The 18,769-nt window shown below is 58.0% G+C and carries 17 protein-coding genes and 2 pseudogenes; 8 read left to right on the top strand and 11 right to left on the bottom strand.

Annotated features, from left to right (window positions below; all coding sequences use genetic code 11):
* Positions 1–215: 215 nt before the first annotated feature.
* The 5 genes from AC2YI2_RS17215 to AC2YI2_RS17195 all read left to right on the top strand — a co-directional run bounded on the left by AC2YI2_RS17215 (position 216) and on the right by AC2YI2_RS17195 (position 4,757).
* Positions 216–1,190 (top strand): fatty acid desaturase family protein, encoded by a 975-nt coding sequence (locus AC2YI2_RS17215; RefSeq protein WP_487387716.1) that lies wholly within the window; start codon positions 216–218, stop codon positions 1,188–1,190.
* Entirely contained in the window at positions 1,183–1,608 is a 426-nt protein-coding gene (locus tag AC2YI2_RS17210; protein ID WP_487387715.1) for a ParB N-terminal domain-containing protein, read from the top strand. The genes AC2YI2_RS17215 and AC2YI2_RS17210 overlap by 8 nt, the downstream gene beginning before the upstream one ends.
* Positions 1,609–1,736: 128 nt before the next feature.
* Complete coding sequence (locus AC2YI2_RS17205) at positions 1,737–2,972, top strand: type III PLP-dependent enzyme domain-containing protein (RefSeq protein WP_487387714.1); 1,236 nt, start codon at positions 1,737–1,739, stop codon at positions 2,970–2,972.
* Positions 2,950–3,969 (top strand): PLP-dependent cysteine synthase family protein, encoded by a 1,020-nt coding sequence (locus AC2YI2_RS17200; RefSeq protein ID WP_487387713.1) that lies wholly within the window; start codon positions 2,950–2,952, stop codon positions 3,967–3,969. The genes AC2YI2_RS17205 and AC2YI2_RS17200 overlap by 23 nt, the downstream gene beginning before the upstream one ends.
* A 26-nt stretch (positions 3,970–3,995) precedes the next feature.
* Positions 3,996–4,757, top strand: coding sequence for a methyltransferase (locus AC2YI2_RS17195; RefSeq protein ID WP_487387712.1), 762 nt, complete (start codon positions 3,996–3,998; stop codon positions 4,755–4,757).
* On the opposite strand, the gene AC2YI2_RS17190 is transcribed toward AC2YI2_RS17195, so the two are convergent.
* Positions 4,741–5,670: a LysR substrate-binding domain-containing protein gene (locus AC2YI2_RS17190; RefSeq protein ID WP_487387711.1), complete on the bottom strand. Its 930-nt coding sequence runs from the start codon at positions 5,668–5,670 to the stop codon at positions 4,741–4,743. The genes AC2YI2_RS17195 and AC2YI2_RS17190 overlap by 17 nt on opposite strands.
* A gap of 181 nt (positions 5,671–5,851) precedes the next feature.
* Here AC2YI2_RS17190 and AC2YI2_RS17185 point away from each other — a divergent pair, with 181 nt between their 5' ends.
* Positions 5,852–6,124 (top strand): hypothetical protein, encoded by a 273-nt coding sequence (locus AC2YI2_RS17185; protein ID WP_487387710.1) that lies wholly within the window; start codon positions 5,852–5,854, stop codon positions 6,122–6,124.
* Between the two features lie 527 nt (positions 6,125–6,651).
* Here AC2YI2_RS17185 and AC2YI2_RS17180 read toward each other — a convergent pair.
* The 3 genes from AC2YI2_RS17180 to AC2YI2_RS17170 all read right to left on the bottom strand — a co-directional run bounded on the left by AC2YI2_RS17180 (position 6,652) and on the right by AC2YI2_RS17170 (position 9,564).
* On the bottom strand, positions 6,652–7,710 hold the full coding sequence (locus AC2YI2_RS17180; RefSeq protein ID WP_487387709.1) for an ABC transporter permease: 1,059 nt from the start codon (positions 7,708–7,710) through the stop codon (positions 6,652–6,654).
* Entirely contained in the window at positions 7,707–8,495 is a 789-nt protein-coding gene (locus tag AC2YI2_RS17175) for an ATP-binding cassette domain-containing protein (RefSeq protein ID WP_487387708.1), read from the bottom strand. The genes AC2YI2_RS17180 and AC2YI2_RS17175 overlap by 4 nt, the downstream gene beginning before the upstream one ends.
* Before the next feature lie 64 nt (positions 8,496–8,559).
* A complete protein-coding gene (locus tag AC2YI2_RS17170) occupies positions 8,560–9,564 on the bottom strand; it encodes a substrate-binding domain-containing protein (protein ID WP_487387707.1) in 1,005 nt (334 codons plus the stop codon).
* A gap of 341 nt (positions 9,565–9,905) precedes the next feature.
* Between AC2YI2_RS17170 and AC2YI2_RS17165 the strand changes: the two genes are divergently transcribed.
* Positions 9,906–10,946 carry a LacI family DNA-binding transcriptional regulator gene (locus AC2YI2_RS17165; protein WP_487387706.1) on the top strand — a complete coding sequence of 347 codons (1,041 nt, stop codon included), beginning with the start codon at positions 9,906–9,908 and terminating at the stop codon, positions 10,944–10,946.
* Between the two features lie 46 nt (positions 10,947–10,992).
* On the opposite strand, the gene AC2YI2_RS17160 is transcribed toward AC2YI2_RS17165, so the two are convergent.
* From AC2YI2_RS17160 to AC2YI2_RS17140, 5 genes are all read right to left on the bottom strand, one after another.
* On the bottom strand, positions 10,993–12,213 hold the full coding sequence (locus AC2YI2_RS17160) for a TadE/TadG family type IV pilus assembly protein (protein ID WP_487387705.1): 1,221 nt from the start codon (positions 12,211–12,213) through the stop codon (positions 10,993–10,995).
* A 378-nt stretch (positions 12,214–12,591) separates the two neighbouring features.
* Positions 12,592–13,614 (bottom strand): zinc-binding alcohol dehydrogenase family protein, encoded by a 1,023-nt coding sequence (locus tag AC2YI2_RS17155; protein ID WP_487387704.1) that lies wholly within the window; start codon positions 13,612–13,614, stop codon positions 12,592–12,594.
* A 153-nt stretch (positions 13,615–13,767) separates the two neighbouring features.
* The gene (locus tag AC2YI2_RS17150; RefSeq protein ID WP_487387703.1) at positions 13,768–14,685 is read right to left on the bottom strand and encodes a sugar ABC transporter substrate-binding protein; all 918 of its coding nucleotides are present in this window, start codon (positions 14,683–14,685) and stop codon (positions 13,768–13,770) included.
* 71 nt (positions 14,686–14,756) lie between these two features.
* Positions 14,757–15,518, bottom strand: coding sequence for an ATP-binding cassette domain-containing protein (locus tag AC2YI2_RS17145; protein WP_487387702.1), 762 nt, complete (start codon positions 15,516–15,518; stop codon positions 14,757–14,759).
* Complete coding sequence (locus AC2YI2_RS17140) at positions 15,515–16,438, bottom strand: ABC transporter permease (protein ID WP_487387856.1); 924 nt, start codon at positions 16,436–16,438, stop codon at positions 15,515–15,517. Before AC2YI2_RS17140 ends, AC2YI2_RS17145 begins: the two co-directional genes overlap by 4 nt.
* A gap of 226 nt (positions 16,439–16,664) precedes the next feature.
* Here AC2YI2_RS17140 and AC2YI2_RS17135 point away from each other — a divergent pair, with 226 nt between their 5' ends.
* Entirely contained in the window at positions 16,665–17,552 is an 888-nt protein-coding gene (locus tag AC2YI2_RS17135) for a GntR family transcriptional regulator (RefSeq protein WP_487387701.1), read from the top strand.
* A gap of 111 nt (positions 17,553–17,663) precedes the next feature.
* Here AC2YI2_RS17135 and AC2YI2_RS17130 read toward each other — a convergent pair.
* Positions 17,664–18,305, bottom strand: a pseudogene (locus AC2YI2_RS17130) (FAD-dependent oxidoreductase); the annotation flags it as partial.
* Positions 18,299–18,634, bottom strand: a pseudogene (locus tag AC2YI2_RS17125) (transporter substrate-binding domain-containing protein); the annotation flags it as partial. The pseudogenes AC2YI2_RS17125 and AC2YI2_RS17130, both read right to left, overlap by 7 nt.
* Positions 18,635–18,769 lie beyond the last annotated feature (135 nt).

Here is an 18,769-nt window from a genome sequence, read left to right as displayed (position 1 = left end):
ATTGAATGGGAACGACGTCGAAATCCATCAACCGAATAGTCACGTATAAACTTATATATATATCATAAGTAGTAAATACTTTTATGTATTTTCATACTTTTTCTAATGTAGATCATAATATTAAATGCGGATTTGTTGAGATTTACATGTTTTAATTTCGAAAGAATTCGAATATCTCCAAGTACTAGCCTATTTTGGCTACGCATGGAGCTGTAATGACCTCTCATGGCATGCAAATTCGGAAGAATTTCAGATCCGAATCTATGAAGCGACACCAGAAAGGGACACTGCTTGGTGCTTCGCTGATCATTTCCAGCCAGATCGCCTGGGGAACGCTAGCAGCAGCGGCATCCTTTGCAGCATTCCAGACCACGGCCTGGATTTCGGCGCCCGCCTACATTGCGGCGGCGTTCTTCATTGGAACGCGCTTCCGGGCGTTATCCAACCTCATGCATGAATGCTCTCATTATGCCCTGACGACCGATCGTGAGTGGAACAACACTCTTGGCAAATTGCTTTCCATTCCTCTCCTGACCTCATTCGACCGCTTTCGTACCACGCACTTTTCCCACCACCAGCACACCGGCGACAGCGCGCTTGACCTCGATTTTCTGGGCTACGAGAGCTTCCGGTTCGATGAGCCGCTGACAAGATCTGCGATCATTCGGCATCTGCTGGTGACGCTAACGCTGCGCCACGTCCCGTCTTTCATCGGCAAGACATTTTTCGTGCGTTCCGAGCCGTATGTCTACAATGTTCTGCGCCTCGCCTATGCCGCCGGGATTCTTGCGCACTTGGCATTCTACGGCCCGCTCTCGATCAAAGGGCTCATCGTGATCGGGTATCTGATCATTCCTTATGCCGTGACGTTCCAGATCATCAATTACTGGACAGATGTGATCGATCATGCCGGCCTGTTCGACAATGTCGATGAGCTTTATCAGACGCGAAATGCCGTTATCAGAAACCCTGTCCTCAGGGCGGTGCTGTTCCCGCGGCAGGATTGCTTTCATCTGGTCCATCACCTGTTTCCGCAGGTGCCGGTGACCCACCTCCCGAGATTCCATGAAAAGCTGATGGGTATCGCGAGCTATGCAGCGCTCGACCATAGCCTCGCGGGTCGCCTTCTTTCAAAGCCAATCATGGCCGGTACGCACATTCAACCTGTTGAGGAGTCTGACCATGCTTGACCTCGTGAGAGACATTGATGTCCTGTCCACGTTTGAAGTGCACCTCATGCAGGTCTCGCGGCTAAGACGTACTGAACGTCACAACCCGCAACGCGCTTCACGGCTGGCCATGAATATCGCAGCCGAGGGCAAGTGGACGAACCCGATATGGGTCGAGTCCAACGATTTGCTGATCATGGACGGGCATCATCGTCTGGAGGCTGCGATATTGCTCGGACTGGTTCGGCTGCCTTGCGCGCTTCTCTCCTACCACATTCCGGAACTGTCCGTGGTTTCCTGGAACGGCAACGCCCAGTTTCCCATTGCGGATATTTTCGCCGCAGGTCGAACCCAGTCGCTGCTGCCATACAAGACAACGCGCCACATCCTCACCTGTGCGATGCCGGAAGCGTCGTACGATCTGGCTGACCTGCGATGAACAATCGGCCGTGCCTCGCGCCTCTTGTCTCAACGGAAGTGAGAGACATTTTGCAAACAAGGGGCCTGCTTGCTTCATGGGCGAGCGCATCAGGCTCTCCCTTGCACGTGATCCTGCCGGCAACTGCCATGCGCAATGCCCAAGAATGGTTGGCGACCATCTCAGCGCGAGACATGGCTTGTGAGATTCGCTTCGCGCTGAAGAGCTGCAAAAGCAAGGCCGTGGTGAAGGCCTTCGGACTCGCCGAAATCGGCGCAGATGTATCGAGCGTCGGCGAAATTCGCCGAGCCATCGAAGGCTACATTCCGACGTCGAGGATCTCTTACACTGGCCCGCAGAAACCAGACCATGACCTGATGATCTGCCTCAGTGCCGGCATTGCTGTACACATGGACAGTCCTTCCGAGGCAGACCGCCTGATCGCACTTGCAAGGAGGACGAGAACCACCCCACGGGTCATGCTGCGGCTGAAGCCTGATGTGGTAGGCTCCTCGCGGTTCGGAATGAACGCCAACTCGCTTTATCAGTGTGCCCTTGCGCTCAAGGCTGCCGACGTGACCATCGAAGGCATCTCCTTTCACCTCGGGGGATACAGCGTCGGAGACCGTGTCGGCGCCGCGACCGAATGCCTTGCCATAGCAGGTTCGCTTGAAGAACACGGCATACACTGCCGCGCTATCGATATCGGTGGTGGATTTCCCATGCGCTACCTGGAATGGGACGAGGATAACGCGCTACTTGACGCCTTGCCGCGCTGGGGCAAGGCCAGCATGAGGGGCGACTACCCGTACCATTCTCCCATCAAGGGGCGAGAAGCTGCGGCAGAAATCCTCGACGGCATCATGGCGCAGGATCGCAATCGCACCATCCTGAAGCGCCTCGATATGGCTGTTATCATGGAGCCCGGCCGGGCACTCCTCGATCAATGTGGGCTGAGCGTCTTCAAGGTGATCGGCAGAAAAGACACTGAGAGCGGCATGCCTTTATTGATCCTCGATGGCATGAATTTTTCGCTGTCGGAAACCTGGTTCGGGGCGGACTTTCTGCCAGCGCCGTTTCTCGTAAATCGCCAGGGGTGCTTTCCGTGCACTGGAGCGCGCTTTGCCCTCGCGGGACGGTCCTGCATGGAGTCGGATTTCATCCGCAGGACTGGAGTTGATTTCCCTGTCGAGCCCGAGGCAGGCGACCTGATCGTGTTCATCAATACCGCAGGCTATCAGATGGACTCCAACGAAAGCGGGTTCCACGAGCATCCTCTGCCCAAGAAAGTTGCCGCCATCCAAACCCGGCAGGGCTGGCAGGCCATTCACGACGAAATCTATTCCATCGAGGAGTTCTACAATGATCATCTCATGCATCAGTGATGCCATCGGCTCGACACCGCTTCTGCACATACCGATGAATGCGGGCCGAAGCGACCTCTACATCAAGCTGGAACATCTCAACCCGTGTGGATCGATGAAGGATCGCATGGCGCGCAGCATGCTCGATGATCTCTTGATGAACCATACATTGCCGCCGGACGCGCTCATCGTGGAATCGTCCTCCGGCAACACGGCGGGCGCCTTGGCAATGCTCTGCGCCGAGAAGGGTATGACCTTCAGAGCCATCGTCGATCATCATGCCGCTCGTGACAAAATCCGGACAATCGAGGCTTATGGCGCCAGCGTCGAATATGTCGACGATGCCGGCGGCGGCCTGTCTACGGCTATTCGCGACCGGCGCGCTGCAGAGATTTCCACCACGCAAAACAATTGCTTCTGGACAGAACAGCACAACAATCCCGCCAACGCAGCCGGCTATGTCGGACTGGCCAACGAGCTTTTCGAAGAAATGGAAGGGAAGATCGACGTCTTCATATCGGCGATCGGCACAGGAGGATCGCTGTGTGGCACGTCTCGCGCACTCAAGAAGCGCATTCCATCGCTCTACACAATAGGCGTCGAGCCGGAGGGCAGCATCATCTTCGGGGGCGAAGGCGCAGCCTATTATCAGTCGGGAACGGGTACGCCAGATGGTGCGGAAGTCGGGCTGGTCATCGACTATGACGAGATAGATGAAGGCCGCAAGGTCGGCGACACAGAGGCATTTGCGATGTGTCGTGTCCTGGCGCGTCGCTTCGGCCTGTTGGTCGGTGGCTCCACGGGCGGTGCAATCCTCGAAGCAGCAAAGCTTGCCCACAATTCCTCCAACCGTTCCAGGATCGTGACGCTCGCCTGCGACTCCGGCAGCAAATATCTGGACACTATTTTCGACCGCCGCTGGCTTGAAGATCGTGCCCTGCACAGCCCCGAAATCGAACAGGAAATCGAAAGCTGGTTTCCCAGGCCCGCTATGGCAAGCGATTTGCGCGCCGCCTGACATGACGAACCTTAAGGAGAATGGCCATGCTGTTTGAACAGGTAGACATGCTGAAACTGGGCCTGCGGTCGGCCGGTGTGCCCGAGACCGAGGTCGAGGAGGTCGAGCATATCGCCGCCGGCGATCTGGCCCGTTTGAGGCGCTTGTTGGAACGTAAGCGATTTGGAGAACCCAATGCCTATCTCCGCGGCAGCGTCACGCGTTTTGGTCGCGAATTTCTGATCGATCGCCGCACCTATATTCCCGATACCTGCCCCGAGTTGCTGATCCGCGTGTTGATCGATGAATTGCCGTTCGGTGCATCAATCCTGGAGGTCGGTACCGGCTGTGGCTGGATTGCCATCACACTGGCTTGCGAACGGCCTGACCTGAAGATCATGGCTAGCGATATCGATCCGGCCGCCCTCCAGCTGGCCAGGAGCAATGCCGCTCGTCATGGCGTCGACATCGAGTATTTCGAGAGCCATTTCGTTGACGACGTCCCCATCGAACCCGGCTATGTTGTAGCAGTGCTGCCCTATGGTGGCGACGCCACGGACTACAGCTGGCGCGAACTGGAAGAGCGGCCGCAGATGCCTGCAATCTCGATATTCGATCCTGAAGGGCCGCTCGCACCACAGGTTGGATTTGCACGATCAATCATTCGAAAGGGCTGGCATAGCCGGGCCTTCGTCGAAACCGGATATCTAAGCCCAGCGCGCGTCAAGGATGCGCTCGATGGTGTGGTCGAAAGATTCGATACCCGGACAATCGAGCAGTACACTTACGCGATCATCGATTTTGGCTGACAGCATAGCCACAGTCTTTTACCGCGCCTTGCAGCCAATTGATAAAGGCCCCAACCTCAGGGCGGCTCTTCGCTTCCTCGGTCGTCACGATGTCGTAGCCGTAGCCGTTGCGGTGGCTCCTGCCAAATGCATCGATAAGCACCCCCTCCTGCAGGGCGTCATGAACCAAAGGCCTGCTCGCAAGCGTAATCCCGTGGCCGGCAAAAGCTGACTGGAGCGTCATGTAGTAGTCAGAATGCCTCAGACCACCCTGAGGCACATCGATCGCGATATCGGTCGCCTTTAGCCAGCTGCGCCAGTCCAGCTGCACACCATAACCTGTCGGACTTTCGTAATGGATGAAAGGCAGCGAAGGCCGGATCACGTCCAATTCCGCTCCACTGAGCAGGCTGGCAGCGAACACTGCGATCGTCTCGTCCTCGAACATGCGCCAGGACTCGTATTGATCATTGACCGGCAATCGGTAGCGCAAGGCGATATCCGCATCATGCCTGTCGAGATCGGCCTTGCGAAGCGAGGCGTCTATAAACACGCCAATCCCCGGATGCTTGGCCTGAAAATCCGCGATGCGTTTCATGAGCCACGCGGTTGCGAAGGATGGCTCCACGGACACCTTCACGCCTTTCGGGCTGGCATAGGACCGCATTTCATCGACTGCTTCTGCGAGCTTGCTGAAGCCTTGGTGGAGTGCCGGCATCGCCACTCGTGCGACCTCGGTCAAGTTCAGCTTCCGCTTCTGGCTTTCGATGAGTGGATGGCCAATCGCCTGCTCCAGCGCCCGCACAAGCTGTTGCACTGCGGGCGAGGTGACGTGCAGCTCTTCTGCGGCTCTTTGATAGCTGCCAAGCCGTCCGACCGCCTCCAGTGCGCGCAAGGCGTTGAGCGATGGCATCCACAGCGGGCTCTGCCTCATAGGATCTAACTCCCAACATTAGATTTATTGTTTGGTCAATAGCACCTATTGCGTCTATTGAATATTGAAATAGTTGCGAATCTCGCAACTTTGGTGAGGAGTAAGCCTGTCGATCAGTTAGGATTTCTAATTTTACTACCAGGAGCAGAATCTCTTTGCTTCGGCGTTCGAGAGTGGAGTTATGACGACAGATCCCAACATTCTGTATCAGATCGAAGCCAGACTGATAGAAGTCATGGACATTGCGCAATTGTCTGGTGATGGCTTTCTGATGCACTTGATCTCGGTAGCACTTCTCGACGCTCAGGAAAAACTCGGCAGCAACGCCACTGGCGCAACAAGATGGAACGCTCAGATATTTGATTTCACCAGTGAGCGCCTTTCCAGACAAAGACCAGGGAGCGTGGACGGCGACGCGTTAGAAGCCAGCGTTGATACCTCCCCAAAGACCTGACTGTTGCTGGTATCCAAGAGAAGATCGTCCAACGAATTTCGTTCTGGGACCATTGTGTATGGCTGGCATTCTTACAGGCTTGTTTGCGAGGGTCCACCCTGCAGTGACCTTGCCCCGGTCGAAAGAATTCGATGACGGAGCATGGATATATGGCGACGATACCCTCTTCCTGGAGTATGTGAAGGGCATCACCTAAGGGTGCAGTACCTATTCCGACAATCGACTAAAATGTGCGTTGCGAGACAAGGGTGCTGACAGAGATCCTCTGCTCGAGAATGCTCTCCAAAATCCCTTCGTAGGCGAGACCGCTTAGGCGAAGGGCGCCGCTCCTGGCGATGTGCGGGTCCCGCTGGTTACTCATGGAGTACGTCCCCGCTTTTGGCTGATTCCAACTCAAAGCGCGGGACGTTCGTGACCTTGCTTCCGTGAAGGAAGTTGAGCCGGCCATAGCCTGATATCTCAATCATCAAGTATGATCCGGCCCCGGGTCTGCAATAAATGCGCGTGACGATGTCCCTTCCATCTGCTCAGCGGTATCTGATCTGGTTCCAGCGATGGCCAAGCAGGGACAGGATGATAATCAGCCCGTAGAAGAACTGAACGTAGAAGCCCGACAGCCCGACCCCGACGACACCCGTTTGTATGAACGACACAGTGATGGCGCCAATCGCGCTGCCGACAACCGTGCCGATACCACCCCAGGGCGCGGTTCCGCCGACAAAGACCGATGCGAGCCCTGGAAGGAGATAGCTGTCGCCAGACGTCGGCCACCAAGTGTAGTTGATGAATACGGCAAACACTCCCGCGAATGAGGCGCCGAGCCCGACAAAGGCAAACGTTTGGAGCCTCACCTTCCTGACGTCGATCCCCATCTGCTGCGCTGCGTCGGGATTGTCCCCAACGATGTGCACGCGCAGGCCAAACCGATGTCTGTTATAGAGCAGCGAGCTGACCACCACGAAGATCAACACCCAGAAGACGCTCGCCGGAATGCCGAGGTAATGGGCGGCGAACAGCTTGAAGGCAACGCTCTCCTGCAGACCGGGGAGAGCAATTGATCGTCCTTCCGTCCTGATCTGGATCAGGCCGCGCAGCATGAAATTCATGCCGAGTGTCGCAATGAGCGACGACAGGTTTGCATAGACGACGAGCCATCCGACGCAGAGGCCGAGGAACAGGCCCGTGGCGATGGCGGCAAGCAACCCGATAAATGGGTCGAAGCCCGCCTGGACCACCAGGGCGAACACCCATCCCGTCATTCCGATCGTGGCCGGGAAAGACAAGTCGATCTCGCCGACCGTGACCACGAAGACGAGTGGCACCACAACGAACATTACGACGGGCAGGCCGATAAGGACAGCGCGGTAGATGTTCCAGTTCGAAAAGACGTCGATATTGCCGGACATGAAGAACGAGATCATGACGACGAGGACGAGGAACGAGCCGATCGCAGGGCGGTTTTTAGTTATGAAGCGTCGCACAGTCGACTGATCTGCATGCCGGCCCTCTGCGAGGCGACGCACCTTGTTGGCATCGAGCGACAGCGCATGAGTTTGCTCAGCGTCGTTGGCCGTTTCCATATTCATGCCGTCATTCCTTCCAAGTTGCCGCTCCCGCCGATCGGATTGGGATGTGCCAGCTCTTCCATGAATTTGATCAGCCTCTCCGCCGACCCGAGTTCCGACTTGGAAATCTGCATCGCCACTCGCCCGCGATCGAGCAGGACGAAACGATCGGAAATGTCAAAGACGTGGTGGATATTGTGACCGATGAAGAGAATGGAGCGGCCGGCCGCACGCACCTGCTCGACGAAATGGAAAACCTTTGCGGTCTCGGTCAGCGACAAGGCTGTGGTCGGCTCGTCGAGAATGATCAATTCGCTCTGGTTGTAAATGGCGCGGGCGATTGCCACGCCCTGGCGTTCCCCACCCGAGAGCTGGCCGACGATCGAGTCCGGTCCGAAAACCCTGGAAGTGAAGCCGATCTCCCGCATCAGCCGTCCGGCTTCCAGGCGCTGCTTTTCCGCGCGGAGGAAGCCGAGTGGTCCGGTTATTTCTCGCCCCATGAAGATGTTCCAGGTGATCGTCTGCTGCACCGCCAGTGCCCGATCCTGGAAAACCGTTTCGATCCCCGCGTCACGCGACATGGCCGCGTTCCAGTGCGGTATGCGCTTACCGCGGACCAGTATTTCCCCGCTCGTCGGGCGCACCGCTCCGGCAAGAATCTTGATGAGCGTTGACTTGCCGGCGCCATTGTCTCCGACCAGGCCGACGACCTCGCCCTTGTCGACATGGAGGTCCACGCCGCCCAGGGCGTAAACTTGCCCATACGACTTCTTGATGTCCTTCAGTTCTATGATCCGATCGCCCATGACGTCCCCGTTGCTGAGAAATTGGGCCCGGCGGTGGATGCCACCTCCGGGCCGGGGAGAAGGCTTAACGCAAGCCCTCGTTCGCCAGCGTCGCGACCGCCTCATAGTTGTCCGGCGTCACGAAGCCGGCACCTGTATCGACATTGATCGCACCAAGGCCGTAGACGACCTGCTGGCACAGGCTCAGCACAGGCATGTAGCCCTGCAGGAAAGGCTGCTGGTCCGAGGTCAGATGGACCCAGCCGCCCTTGAAGGCTTCGACAATCTGAGGGCTGGTATCGAACCCGATGTTGATGATGTCACCGGGCTTCTTGCCAGCGGCTTCCATATAGGTCTGCGCATTGCCGAGCGGCTGGCCGCCGGGATAGGCAATCAGCTTGACGTCAGGATTGGCGGTGATCGCCGCTGTGATGACAGGGATGCCCGAATTCGGATCGGTTCCCAGCTCCTGCGGCGCCTGGAGCTTGACGACCTTCAGGCCATGCGCCTCGAAAGCCTGGATCGTGCCCAGTTCGCGCTGCGATCGCTCTTCCTGAGACCAGTCGCTGAGGACAATCGCGACGTCACCGGCCTTGAGACCAAAGCGGCGTACCGCCTCTTCACCAAGGGCGCGACCCTGCGGGTTTTGCTGGGCTCCGACATAGCCGCCGCCGAACTTGGCGACCGCTTCATCGACGGGCACGTTCTGGTACATCATCTTGATTCCAGCCTTGTTGGCCTCCTCCGCAAGCGGCAGGATCGCCGCATTCCCGGGATGGCCCATCATGGCGATGCCCTTTGGAGCGGCGGCGACGGCTTCACGCAGCTGCTGCACCATTTTCTCCGAGCTCCAGCCGGAGAAGATGTAGTCGACATCGGCGCCCGTATCGGCCGCCGCCTGGACGGCACCGTTATAGACGATCGACGCAAACGCGTCGCCCTCCGCACCACCGACAAAAAAGCGGATCTTCACGCCGCTGCACCACTTGTCGCGCAGCGCTTCGGCACTTGCAGTGGAATGCACAGCCACCACGCTTGCCGCCGCCATGGCAACGACCGACACTAGCTTCCCTAGAATTTTGTAACGCATTTCCAGTCCTCCCAAACTTTGCGTAAAATGGCCCGGAGCCGGACATGCCCACATGCCGGTCGCGCCTACTCTCTGATACTCACCTCCGCGACGCGCCTCCCAGCGGTCGTTACGCGTCCTTCACATGTGCATCTCCCCTCCCGTCTCGAACAGACGCCGAAGCCAGGCGATTCCTCTCTCCGCGATGCACGTCCGTAAGCGCTTACGAAAACCTCGAAGAAAGGCGATCGAAAATGCGCAGACTATCGTTCATTCTGCAAAAAATGCCTCCGTAAGCGCTTACGATGCTAGCCTTGATGGTTTATTCATGTCAAGTGCTGCCGAACACAGGAGAGGATTGCATGCGTGGCATTGCCCGACTGGCGAAGGAGCTGGGTATATCAACGGGCACCGTATCTCGTGCGCTGAACGGCAAGCCCGATGTCAGCCCCGAAACGAAAAATCGCGTGCTCGAAGCCGCAAAACAAATGGGATACGCGCCAAACCAGGCTGCGCGCGCGCTCGCGCAAGGAGAGACGCGGTCCGTGGGCTTCATGATCGATTTGGATCAGGAGACCGCGGCAAGCAGCGACTACTTTTTTATGGGCGTGTTCGATGGCGTACAAAGCGTCATCGACGAACAGGGCCTGGATCTCCTCGTGTTGCCGTGCCCATCAGCAAAGGATCGCTACGCCTATCTCGAACGTTTTGTGCAACGTGGTGTCGTCGACGCGATGATCCTTGCGGCGGTACAATATCACGATCCCCGCATTGAATTGCTGCAGAAGAACGGAATTCCCTTTGTGACGCTTGGACGCAGTTCTTTGCCGATCCGCCACGCCTGGATCGACCTTGACTTCGAGGGTGCGGCGGAAGTCGCTCTGTCGAGGCTGATCGACAAGGGACATCATCGCATCGCCACAACGCTGCCGCACGGTGACGTGAACTTCAAGCATGTCTTTCTGGAGGCCTATAAGAATGTTCTGGCGCGACATTCTTTGCCCTTTGATCCGGACCTTGTTTTCATAACCAGGCGGAACGAGGGCGCGGGCTATGACGTCGTTGACAAGATGCTCACGCTCTCCGACCCGCCGACAGCAATCTTCCTAATCTATGAAGTCACGGCGATCGGCATGTATCGTCGCCTTCGGGAACGCGGGCTGACACCTGGGCGAGACGTCGCCATCGTCGGCTTCCGCGATGAGCCAACGACGCGGTTCCTGTCTCCTTCGCTCACTTGCTTCAGTCTGTCCCTGACCGATCTTGGCATCTCTGTTGGACGAGCGATGCTGGCCCAGATCCCACGTTTCCAGAAGCGCTTTCCGCACGGTGTCGTGCAAACTCGTCAGACCCTGGAACTCCGTGTCGGTGAGAGCGACGCCAATTCCGGACATCCTGACTAAGCAAGGCCGATTTCCGTCGATCGATTGGCTGACAGGCTGTTCCTGGTCACTCCACCAGCCGCACCATCTTGCCGGCGCTCGATCCGCCGCCGTCGTAAGGCTCGATGCGCCAGTTGGCGGAGTTGAAGATGATCTGATTGACGACCATGGAGATATTGGCCGTCACATTGGTGGTCGAGTTGTAGGTGACGTTGCGGTTGGGCAGGTAGATGATGCCTTCCAGCGTTTCGCCGTTCGAGCCGTTGAAGATGTACTGCGTCTTGTTGGAATTGTTGGCGGCATCAGACGTCTTCTCGAACATCAGTATGCCCTTGTAAGTGCCCGAGGTTGGCGCCTTGCCGGTGAAGGTGAGCGAGCCATTGGCGCGGATTTCGCTATTGGTGTCCGGAAAATAGAAGGTGACGCCATTGGCGATGACGGTCGCGCCCGAATTGATGATCATCCGACCCTTGATGATATGCAGCCCTGGCTGGAACGTGATCGTCGGCGAGCCGTTGAAGCCCACGTCGCAATGCATACCGGGAGCAAGCGAGAAGGTCGTGCCGTTGGGATATCCCGATGTTGTGCAGGTCGAGGGTAAGGTGGGCTCGGGTAGCGTGCCGGCATAAGGGTCGGACTGGGTGGCGCAACCGGTTTCGAGATTGGCGAGCGTGCCGCCGTTCTTAATGTAATTGGTACCCTTGACGCAGAATTTCGTGAACTTCAGCGTCGATCCGCTATTCATGATGAAGGCAGGATTGGCGGTCGAGGCGACATCCATGCGGCATTGGGTGGACTGGATATTGGCGCCGGAATTGACCAGCACGTCCTGGCCGGAACTGCCAAGCGCCCAGAGACAGGTACCTGTCGAGGTCGAGCCTTCGGCAATCGCTGTCGACTTCACGCGGATGGTGACAGACTGTCGTCCGGCGATGCGCATGAAGCTGGTTTCGACACTGTCTCCGAGCGTCGCGGTGACGCTGCCATCGCCGTTCTTGACGACAGAGAGGTTGGCGTCGAAATCGAAGTCCGCGCTGATGAGGTCGCTGCCTTCGAGATTGGCGATTAGGACATTCTCGATCACCTCACGCTGCTCGGTGAGTGTCGACTTATTCATGGCAGCGAGAAGGCCGGCATCGAGCGCCTGTTGCAGGTGGTCACGGTCGGCCACCGCGCGGCTGTAGTCGATCGACATGCCGATGCCGAGTGTGAGGCCGATCGCAGCCAGCGCCGCCAACATTCCGAAGTTGCCGGATTTGTCGCGAAACAGAGCAGTCATATGTCGCATGGTGGTACTCGCTTACCGAGATATTGTCGGACAATCAGTCCATTACGCAACAAGACAATGAAGAGCGAGTTAAAGGAGGCTGGAGTGTGAGTGATGATCATCTTTATAATTAATGATGTATTTGGCCCAGTTGGCGGACAAAACGGGTGGTGATGCTGTTGGACAGCTGCAATCTTTGCCAAGTTCGCAACTGGGGACAGGAGAACCCGGACCCATTGTTGCCCGGTAGCTGGCATGCCCGCATGAGTTGGCAAAGGCGGTCAAGCAAGCATGCCGGCGACATTAAGGGGGAGAAACCTCCGATCTCAGCGTTGGCTCCGGATACAGTGACGCCACCAATGAAGCATCGAGCTGTTTGGACAGTTCATTTTGCGTGAACTATCCCCGTCTCTCGATCAGAATCTTGAGAGTTTCGGCGCGCGTTTCCGCCCAATACGGCAGCGCTTGCGCGGCGTCTTCGAATGCGAACGTCCTGGAGATAAGGCCATCCGCGCGATCCCCGAGTCTCTCCAGGCACGCGATGACATCCTGGAAGTCTTCCAGCGTCGAATTGCGGGACCCGAACATGTCGAGTTCCTTGAGATTGAAATATTTGGTGTCGTAGGACACCGGCGCCTTGCTGTAGCCGATATAGACGACCCGGCCGGAAAAGCATGCCAGTTCGACCGCCTGGACGAAGGTCTCCGGGGAACCGACGGCCTCTAGCACAACATCTGCGCCGTCGCCGTCCGTCAGCTCGTCGAGGCGCGCCGAAACGTCCTCCCGCCTGGAATGGATTGTGTGAGCGGCACCAAACCGGCGGGCGATCTCCAGTTTTTGGTCGCTTATGTCGATGGCGGTTATCGTGGCGCCGACAGCGGCGGCGGCCAGAATGACACCCATCCCGATCATACCGCAGCCGATGACCGCTACGCGATCTTCAGCGCTGACCCGCCCTCGCCTCACGGCGTGGAACCCGACCGAAAGCGGCTCGACCAGCGCCAGATGATGTGGAGGCAGGGTGTCGTTCAAGATCACTTTCGTGGCTGGCAGAGCAATCATGTCGGCCAGACCACCGTCCTGCTGGACGCCGAGGGTCCTGTTGTATCGACACGCATTCACCCGGCCTTTGCGGCACGACGAGCATTGGCCGCATGAGGTATACGGCAACACCGTAACCCGTCGCCCGGATTGAAATGCCTCGGGCACGCCCGGACCCGTGGCGATAATCTCTCCTCCGATTTCATGACCGGGAATTCGTGGCAGTTCGACAAGGGGGTTCATCCCGGTGAAGGTCGCCAGGTCAGAGCCGCAAAGGCCGATGTGCCGCATGGCGATAAGGACCTCGCCGGGTCCCGGCTCAGGGTCTGGTATTTCTTGCAAGCCGGATTGGCGGACGTCGTCGATTACAAGTGCGCGCATGTCGCTTGCTCCGCGTCAGCAGGATTAACGAGGGAATGATTGCAGCGGCCCGATCGTCATCGACCGAACGATAGCTTCGGATATCCTACCGCAGGCGAAATCCTGCCCGCATTCGATGGAGAGGGAGCCGGGCAGCGCCGGCTCCCTCGGTTGCTACTTGAATTTCTCCATGTTGTCTTTCGTGACCAAGGCCGCGCCCGAGTCGATCAGCGACTCGACCTTTTCGCCTTTGATCGACTTGACCAGTGCATCGACACCGAGCTCCGCCATTTTCGTCGGGAACTGGGCCACGGTGGCATCTTCGATACCTTCCTTGAGGGCTTCCTCCTCGCCGCAACAGAAATCGAAGCCGACCAGCACGATCTTGTCGGGGGATATGCCGGCATTCTTGATAGCACGCGACGCACCGGCGGCCGGCGGACCACAGGCAGCATAGATCGCCTTGAGATCGGGATTCTTGGTCAGAAGGTCTTCCGCGACGCTGATGCCGAGTTCCTCGGTGCAGTTCGTGCCACCCTTGCCGACAATCGTCACATTGACGCCCTTGAGGCCCTCGAGCATGCCATTGACGCGATCATCAAGTGCCGGAACCCCGGGGACCCCTTCGAGTATTCCTAGTGTGTCGCCATCCTTGAGAACCGTCTTCAGGTATTCGCCGGCGATCTTGCCAGCATTGAAGTTGTCGGTGGTGGCAAGTGCGGTCTTGCCATTCCAGTCCGGAATGTTGTTGTCCATGAGGACGATCTTGACGCCGGCAGCGATGGCCTTGTCGAGCGCCGTTGCGACGGTCGGGTCGACGGGCGTGATCGCAATGCCCTGTACACCATTTGTCACCATGGATTCGATGAGCGCGATCTGCCCTTCGATATCGGTGGCGGAGGTTCCCTGCCCGTAGGTGATCTCGACTCCCGGATGTGCCTCGGCATAGGCCTTTGCCGCATTCTCCATCGTTGCAAAGAACGGCACTGGAAATTTCGTGATAAATCCGAGCTTTATCTTATCCTGAGCCAAACCCGGCCAGGCACTCGCGGTAAGGAGCGCAACAGCGCTCAGCAGTAGTTTCAGTTTCATTTTCTCTCTCCCAGTTTGATCGCCTCGACGAGGCGATATTCACTACGCCGTCACGATGACGACGACCTCCCTCAGCCCTCCGCGCCGACGATCATCGCCACAAGCTCGTGCTTGTTGGCTTCGCTCGGCTTGAGCTCCCCCACCTTGCGACCCTGGCGCAGAACGACCGCTCGGTCGGCGAGCTCGACGACATGCTCCATGTTGTGGGTAATCAGAATGACTGCATTGCCCTCAGCCCGGAGCTGTCCGATGAGATCCAGCACCTTGCGCGACTCTCTCAGGCCGAGCGCCGCGGTCGGTTCATCGAGGATGACGAGATTTCGCGCAAAAACAGTCGCCCGGGCGACTGCGATCGCCTGCCGCTGCCCTCCCGACATCAGTGCCACCGGAGCGTCGAACCGCGGGAGCTTGACCTTCAACCGATCGATCACGGTCGCGGCCTCGCGGCTCATCGCCCGGCTATTGAGGAAGCGCAGAGGCTTCGGAAGCCAGCTCGGAAAATCGATTTCCCGGCCGCAGTAGAAATTCTGGGCGGGCGTCAGGTTATCGAACAGCGCCAGATCCTGGTACACGGTCTCGATGCCAGCGTGGCGCGCGGCGGCGGGCGAATGGATCGGTGCGCGTTCGCCATCGAGCAGAATCTCGCCTTCGTCGAGCGAATGAATGCCGCTGATACACTTGATTAGCGTCGATTTGCCGGCGCCATTGTCGCCGAGAAGCGCCAGCACTTCCCCACGATAGGCCTCGAGGCTGACGCCCTTGAGTGCATGGATGGCGCCAAACCGTTTGTGTGCGTGACGGACGGAGAGGGCCGGTGTGGTTGCGCTGTTCATTGTGTCCGTCCTGCCTGGAGGACACGGGCGCGGGCCTCGAGATGGTTGCGCAGAACATCCGCCTCCACCGCGACCACGATGACCAGACCAATGACGATCATCTGCCAGAAGACATCGACGCCTAGGAGGTTGAGGGCGTTGCGGATGACCCCGATCAGCACCGCGCCGATCAAGGCATGGCCGAGATGTCCGCGACCGCCGAGGAAGCTCGCTCCGCCAATGATCACGGCTGCGATGGTGTCCAGCTCAAGCAGATTTCCGTAGAGCGGCGATGCGGCCGCGGTGCGCCCCGACAACACGACGGCCCCCAAGCCTGCACAAGCCCCTGAGACTATGTAGGCGGCAAGGAGAACCTTCTTGACCGGAATGCCCATGTTCTTGGCTGCGTCGGGAGAGCCGCCGACGGCATAGATCCAGCGCCCTGCCACCATGAATTTGGCCATCACGAAAAGCAGAAGCGCGACTCCGAGCACGACATAGAAGGAACTCGGCAAGCCGAAGGTCCAAGTCGAGCCGAGCGCGGCGACAGCATCTGGCATGCCGCGCATCGTGGTGTGGCCCGGCGCAAGTTCGAGTGCGAGGCCGCGGCAGATGCTAAGCGTGGCAAGCGTGATGATGAATGGGTGCGGGAGACGCCCGTAGACATACACCGACCCATTGATCGCGCCGATGAGCGCTCCCGTTGCTATCATGGCAAGGATTACCAGGATGGCGGAATCGACCTGCTGGAAGACTAGTCCGCCGATCACCGTGGAAAGCGCGAGGTTCGACCCTACGGAAAGATCGATCCCCCGGGTCAGGATGACCAGTTGCTGGCCCATCGCCACGATGGCGATGACAGCCGTCTGGGAGAGGATATTCCCGAGATTGACGGGTTTCAAAAAGTTTGGCGTCACCAGGCCGATCACGACAATCAGCAGAAGCAATATGAGCAATGGACCGAAGCCGAGCAGGGTGAGTCCGATCTTGACGCCGCTCCAATTTTCATGCGCGCCCTGATCAACGGCTGTTGCCGGCCCCCGCAGACTCGAACGGTCGTCTCCTGACGTCAATTTTGCCTCCCGGTTTTATATGTATAAGAAGCATCCTTGATTTTCTCAGACAAGTTGTTTTTTATGTATTAAAATACCAGGAGGGTTTTGCGCCATGAAGACCGATACAACTTACAAAAAGGCCTTCAACGACGCTCTGGATTTGCTGGCCAGGGTCGATCCCGGACAGCATCTGCCGACGGAAAACGAACTGGCCGTCCAACTGGAGATTAGCCGTACGACCGTGCGCAAGGTCCTGAACGCATTCAGGGAGAGGAGGCTAATCTCCGCCGGCCTTCCTCGGATCAAACTCCCTTCGCCACAAGACGGAACAGAACGCTACCCGATAGCAGAGACCGTCCCGATCTCAGCGCAGGTGGAGCGGAACTTCATGCAATGGATATTGACGGACGATCCGCGGCCCGGAACTCTCATCAACGAGTTGGAACTTGCGCGCAAATTCGGGATCGCCACGACGATCATTCGCGAGTTTCTGAATCGGTTTCAGAGATTTGGCCTGATCGAAAAGCGAAGGAACGCGGGCTGGATATTCAAGGGCTTCACGACCAGCTTCGCGCTGGAACTGTTTGAAATACGTGAACTGTATGAACTACGATCGGCGACAGCCTTTAGCGAACTGCCTGAAACTTCCCCATTGTGGACGCAACTGGAAGTACTGCGGGACGCACATCTGGAACTGCTGAAAGATATTGATCGGCGCTATCACGACTTTTCCGAGCTCGACAGCCAGTTCCATCGACTTGTGGCAAGGGCCGCGCCCAACCGCTTCGTCGATAGCTTCTACGACATCATCACGCTGGTCTTTCACTACCATTACCAGTGGAGAAAGCACGACGAGCGGCAAAGAAATGAGGTCGCCATCGGCGAACACCTGCACTACATGGAAGCACTTTTCAGCCGCAGCGAAACTGCGATTCAAGAGGCTTGTCGTATCCATCTGAATTCCGCTCGATCATCGTTGCTAAAATCCACGACAGAGTAATTCCTCAAGAGGCTAAAGGGGTGATGCATGTCAGGATGGCGCCCGCTCGCATACGCCGTCCACGAGCGCGATAGCTGGAACTTTGATCTCAGACCAAAGCGGGCCCGTACATTACTTGCCGACTGCCGCAATCATGTCTACCATCCGTCTGGCCGAGCCTAGTGCAAGCGTCCATCCCAGCATGCCATGGCCAGCATTGACGTAGACGCCGCGCAGGCGCCGGGACGGGGTGATAATCGGACGCGACGACGGCGTCATCGGCCGCTCGCCCGACCAGCGCATCAGATCGTCGGCGCCACTAAAGACATCCGGCAGAACCGCCGCCGCGCTCGATCGCAAGGTCTCGAAGCGCGTGGGGTCGAAGCCTGCACCCGGCGGGTCGATATCTGCGAGACCTGCGACCCGGAACCGGTTGCCGATCGAAGCGAAGGCAAGTTTGCGGCCGACGTCAGTGAGGCTGATCGACGGCGCTGCGCCGGATCCTGGCGTGGTGAGCGAATAGCCGCGCACCGGGCGGATCGATCTAACCTCCGGCACATCAGGCGCGAACATGCGAACCTTTGGCCCGGCAGCGATGACGGCGACATCAACAGGCAACTCGTTCCGATCATCGAATTTGAGCGCACTGAGCCGCTCGCCCTTCTCGACAAAGCCCGAAACCTGCCGGCCGAACAGCGTCGAAAGCTGATAGTACTCGACCATATGGCGTGTCAGCTGGCGGCAATAACTGGCCGCGTCTCCGACTGCATCGCCATGATCTTGGTCCGCTTCTCGGTCCAGCCCATCGTGCCCAGCATGACGTCGACACGGCCCGCCTGGACGGAGGCGATCGTGCCAGACCATTCCATCAGCGCCGGTTGAACCTTGAGACCCAGCTCGTCGGCGATACGCTGCATGATCTCGCCGTCATAGCCGATCAGCTTTCCGTCCTGCCAGCCGGAGCCCGGCATGTCCCCGGTAAAGGCGACCGTGAGCTTGCCCTGTTCGGCGAGCTCGAAAGCGCCGGCGAGCGACGAAAATGCCGTCAAGCCAGCTGCGACGAGCGCGCGCATCGCCGTCCTTCTCAAGAGAGAAAGTGCCATTGTTCTGTTCCTTGATTTGACTTTGTTCCCCAATCCGGTGGGTTCAGGTCCCCGGATGTCTGTTCGATGACGGAGAACTTGGCACCAAAAGGCGGCGCGGAATTTCATAAATCAGACATTTTCTTTGAAAATCCG

The sequence above is a fragment of the Rhizobium sp. SRI_017 genome, assembly GCF_057586295.1.
This window is presented reverse-complemented; position numbering and strand designations above follow the sequence as displayed.